This window comes from Mycobacterium sp. (assembly GCF_035653355.1).
Classification (GTDB): domain Bacteria; phylum Actinomycetota; class Actinomycetes; order Mycobacteriales; family Mycobacteriaceae; genus Mycobacterium.
In genome coordinates, this window is the sequence record NZ_DASRBZ010000164.1 from 1 (window position 1) to 4,117 (window position 4,117).

General features: G+C 63.9%; 7 protein-coding genes. 2 read left to right on the forward strand and 5 right to left on the reverse strand.

Translation table 11 applies throughout. From position 1 onward, the window contains the following. The 4 genes from VFA16_RS05340 to VFA16_RS05355 form a co-directional block, all read right to left on the reverse strand. Positions 1-219: ATP-binding cassette domain-containing protein (locus VFA16_RS05340; protein WP_324966817.1), on the reverse strand; the 219-nt coding region annotated here is incomplete at its 3' end. Continuing rightward, positions 216-668, reverse strand: a complete 453-nt coding sequence (locus VFA16_RS05345) for a MarR family winged helix-turn-helix transcriptional regulator (protein ID WP_324966818.1) — start codon at positions 666-668, stop codon at positions 216-218. The genes VFA16_RS05345 and VFA16_RS05340, both read right to left, overlap by 4 nt. A 29-nt stretch (positions 669-697) precedes the next feature. Continuing rightward, on the reverse strand, positions 698-1,192 hold the full coding sequence (locus VFA16_RS05350; protein WP_324966819.1) for a metallophosphoesterase: 495 nt from the start codon (positions 1,190-1,192) through the stop codon (positions 698-700). A gap of 21 nt (positions 1,193-1,213) precedes the next feature. Continuing rightward, on the reverse strand, positions 1,214-1,387 hold the full coding sequence (locus VFA16_RS05355) for a hypothetical protein (protein WP_324966820.1): 174 nt from the start codon (positions 1,385-1,387) through the stop codon (positions 1,214-1,216). A gap of 170 nt (positions 1,388-1,557) precedes the next feature. Here VFA16_RS05355 and VFA16_RS05360 point away from each other — a divergent pair, with 170 nt between their 5' ends. Beyond that, positions 1,558-2,013, forward strand: coding sequence for a MaoC family dehydratase (locus VFA16_RS05360; RefSeq protein ID WP_324966821.1), 456 nt, complete (start codon positions 1,558-1,560; stop codon positions 2,011-2,013). A 76-nt stretch (positions 2,014-2,089) separates the two neighbouring features. Here VFA16_RS05360 and VFA16_RS05365 read toward each other — a convergent pair whose 3' ends face one another. After that, entirely contained in the window at positions 2,090-3,385 is a 1,296-nt protein-coding gene (locus VFA16_RS05365) for an acyl-CoA dehydrogenase family protein (protein WP_324966822.1), read from the reverse strand. An 88-nt stretch (positions 3,386-3,473) separates the two neighbouring features. On the opposite strand from VFA16_RS05365, the gene VFA16_RS05370 reads away from it, so the two are divergent. Continuing rightward, the gene (locus tag VFA16_RS05370; protein ID WP_324966823.1) at positions 3,474-4,079 is read left to right on the forward strand and encodes a GNAT family N-acetyltransferase; all 606 of its coding nucleotides are present in this window, start codon (positions 3,474-3,476) and stop codon (positions 4,077-4,079) included. The last annotated feature ends 38 nt before the right edge of the window (positions 4,080-4,117 follow it).

A 4,117-nucleotide genomic window follows, 5' to 3' on the forward strand; every position in this document is an offset into this window, starting at 1 on the left:
GCGGGCGTCGAAACCCAAGATACGCAGCTCGCCATGCTGTACCGGTGTCAAGGTGGTAAGCATGCGCACCACCGTGGTCTTTCCTGCGCCGTTAGGGCCCAACAGGCCCATGGTCTCGCTTGATCGCACCTGCAGGGTGAAGTCGTCGACGGCGGTGAACTGGCCGTAGCGGTATGTCAGATGCTGGCAATCGACGGCGAGCTCTGGGAATTGGTTCATGTTGATCGTTCCCGCATCATTCGCGTCATGGTCTCAAGGACATCCAATCCATCGGTCAGCGCGGCGATCTGGTCGCGGTCGAGATCGCCGAGTACGTCGGACAGCACCGCCCGCCGAGCGGCGCGAGACGCATCGACCATCTGCTGGGCCGACTCGGTGAGCTGCAACCTGCCGACCCGGCGGTCCGCGGCGTCGACTGTGCGGACTAGCAGGCCCTCGGCGGCCAGCTTGGATACCAGGGTCGACGCGGTGTTGGGCACCAGACCGAGTTCCGCCGCAGCCTGGCTGACTGAAATCCCTGGACGCCGTCCCACCAGCCACAACAGCTCCGCCTGCGACTCGGTCAACCGCGCGGATGTGAATCCATGGCCGGCCGATCGACGCAACTGCCGGCGAAACCGCCCGATGACGCGGGACAACTCAGTGCCCAGGTCGGTCGATGTCTCCACCCCGCCATAATACCTCTGTTTAGGAGCTATTACTGGAGGCGGTGAAGTGTCACGTCGCTGAGGGTGCCGTCACTCACCGTGGCGGTCATGTAACTGCACGACGGTTGGCGGCGCCGATCGGTGGGCGAGCCTGGATTCAGCAGCCGCAGCCCAGTTTTCGTCGTGGAATCCCACGGGATGTGGCTGTGGCCGAACACCAACACGTCGGTGTCGGGGTATCGGCGCGACATCCGCTCCTCGCGGCCGGCTCTGCTGCCGGTTTCGTGCACAACCGTGAAACGCACGCCGGCGAGCGTGACGTCTGCACGCTCCGGCAGGCGCGACCGCAGTGCGGGGCCGTCATTGTTTCCCCAGCAAGCCACCAGTCGACGCGACCTGGCTTGCAGTTCGTCGAGCAGCTGCGGCGCTACCCAGTCACCTGCGTGCAGCACCACATCGGCGGACTCGACCTCGTCCCATACCTGCGCCGGAAGGTCTCGCGCCCGGTTCGGTACGTGAGTATCAGCAAGCAACAGCAGTCTCACCAGCTAATCCTGCGCCAGCGGTCAGCCCCTTTCGCTGCGGGCCTCGGCCCCGGTTTCGCCGGCATCGAGAGCATCGTCGGGATTGGTGCGACCGACGTAGCTGCCGTCGTCGGATTCTTTGCTCGGACGTGACCGTGTCTCGTGGCTCTCCGGCTCGACGTCAGACTCGGCCTTATTGCCCTTGTTGGCGGTCATGTTTGCGTCCCTTCCGAGGCCCCTCGTCGGGGTGCCTCGGGGCTGACTACCCGGACAGGAATCCGCGCGAAACATGGCCGTGCGGCACGCGATGCCACCGGCGGATCGTGAAGTGGCACGATGCTTACCACCTGGTTCAAATTTCCGGCTCCAACGGAGGAGAACACCGCATGCGCACTTTCGAGTCAGTCGCCGAGCTCGCCGCCGCGAAGGGTGAGACCATCGGCCAGAGCGACTGGGTGACGATCACGCAAAAAGAGGTCAACCTGTTCGCCGACGCGACCGGCGATCACCAATGGATCCATGTCGACCCGGAACGGGCCGCCAAGGGGCCGTTCGGCACGACCATCGCGCACGGGTTCATGACGTTGTCTTTGCTTCCGCGCTTGTTGCATGACATTTACGAGGTGAAGGGCATCAAGCTCGCAGTCAACTACGGCTTGAACAAGGTTCGCTTTCCCGCACCGGTTCCGGTGGGCTCGAAGATACGGGCGCAGAGCTCGCTGGTCGACGTCGACGATCTCGGCAACGGCGCTGTGCAAGCCACGCTGTCGACGATCGTCGAGATCGAGGGATCGGCCAAACCGGCGTGCGTGGTCGAAAGTATCGTCCGCTACATTTCCTGAACGCGCCTACTGTGCAGCTTATCGGCGGAATTTCGGAAAATTTTCGCCCACAAGCTACACAGTCGGCGCACCGTCGTCAGAATTCGGCGACCGCGTGTTCGAGGCGTTCAGCTAACCGAGCTTGGGCTTCGGTGCGCCGGGTCGGCAAGTGCTGAGACGGGAAAGGCGTTGACACCGGCTCGTATTCACGCAAGGTGCGACGCGCCACCGTCATTTTGTGCAACTCGGTGGCGCCGTCGGCGATGCCCAGCGACTCGGCGGCGACCATCATCTTGACGAACGGCATCTCGTTGGAGACGCCGAGCGCGCCGTGCAAATGCATGGCGCGCTGCACCACGTCGTGCAGCACCGCAGGCATCGCGACTTTCACCGCAGCGATGTCTCGGCGCACCTTCTGGTAGTCGTGGTGTTTGTCGATCAGCCACGCAGTGCGCAGAACCAGCAGCCGGAACTGCTCGATCTGAATCCAACTGTCGGCCACCTTCTCCTGTGTCATCTGCAAGTCGGCCAGGCGCCCGAACCGGGTGTGCCTCGACACCGCACGCTCGCACATCATGTCAAACGCGCGGCGCGCCAAGGCGATGGTGCGCATCGCGTGATGCACGCGGCCGCCGCCTAGCCGCGTCTGCGCGATCGCGAACGCTTGCCCTTCGCCGCCGAGCACATGGTCGGCTGGCACCCGGACGTCGGTGTAACGCACGTAGCCGTGACTGGCATGTTGCGACGACTCGGCCCCGACGCCAACGTTGCGGACGATTTCGATTCCGGGAGTCTCTGCCGGAACGATGAATAGCGACATCTTCTCGCGGGTCCGCGCCTCCGGGTTGGTGACGGCCATGACGATGAAGAACGACGCATGCCGGGCGTTGGTGGAAAACCACTTTTCGCCGTTGATCACCCAGGAGTCGCCGTCACGCTCGGCGCGGGTGACGAACAAGCCGGGATCCGAACCACCCTGCGGTTCGGTCATCGAGTAGCAGGACGTGATCTCGCCGTCGAGCAGCGGTTGCAAGTAGCGCGCCTTCTGCTCGTCGGTGCCGAACACGGCCAATATTTCGGCGTTGCCCGAATCCGGTGCCTGGCAGCCGAATACTGATGGCGCCCAACGTGATCGACCGAGGATTTCGTTGAGCAGCGCCAGCTTGACCTGGCCGTAGCCTTGACCGCCCAATTCCGGCCGTAGATGCGCGGCCCACAAACCGTGGTCTTTGACCTTCTGCTGCAGGGGCCGCAGGACGGCCACGGTGTCGGCGTTCTTTTTGTCGTACGGATCAAGCGCGACAAGGTCGAGCGGCTCGACTTCGTCGAGCATGAATTGTTCGACCCAGTCGAGCTTCTGCTGATACTCAGGGTCAGTTTCGAATTCCCACACCGTCGGCCTTTCTGGCTTGGGGCTACGCGAGCTATCCCTGAGCTTAGGCTCGCCCTTGACTGGGCTTCGGCCATATAGCCTTGCCGATGTGACGATCGAGGCGCGGCCCGCTCGCAAAGCCGATATCCGCGAACTCTCCCGCGTACTCGGCCGAGCCTTTTACGACGACCCGGTTACCACCTGGATGCTGCCCGACAATGACGCGCGGTCGGCGCGATTGCCCGGGTTGTTTGCAACGCTGACCCGCCACCATCATCTCGCCGGCCGCGGCGTCGAGGTGGCTTGCGACGGGGCCGCCATCGGGGCGGCGGCACTGTGGGATCCGCCGAACCGGTGGAAGCAGTCATCACGTGAGCAGCTGGCGATGCTGCCAATGCTGATCCGGACATTCGGCTTGCGGCTAGCGGCCGCGCGCGACGCGATCGAACTGATGACGCGCCATCACCCGGAGGAACCGCACTGGTATCTCGCCGTGATCGGCAGCGACACCGCGGTCCGCGGCCGCGGATATGGCCAGGCTTTGATGCGTTCACGGCTGGACCGCTGCGACGCTGAGCACTGTCCGGCGTATTTGGAGTCAAGCAAACCCGACAACGTGCCGTATTACGAACGCTTCGGCTTCACGGTCACCGGGGAGATCGTGCTCCCCAATGGCGGACCGCCGCTATGGCCGATGTGGCGGGCGCCCCGCTAGCCGATGCAATAGTGCCTGGATAGAGGTCATTACCGCGC

What these genes read in the sequence shown, in the direction of transcription:
- VFA16_RS05355 (WP_324966820.1), bottom strand. Translation starts at nt 1,387, where the DNA reads ATGACCGCCAACAAGGGCAATAAGGCCGAGTCTGACGTCGAGCCGGAG.
- VFA16_RS05360 (WP_324966821.1), top strand. Translation starts at nt 1,558, where the DNA reads ATGCGCACTTTCGAGTCAGTCGCCGAGCTCGCCGCCGCGAAGGGTGAG.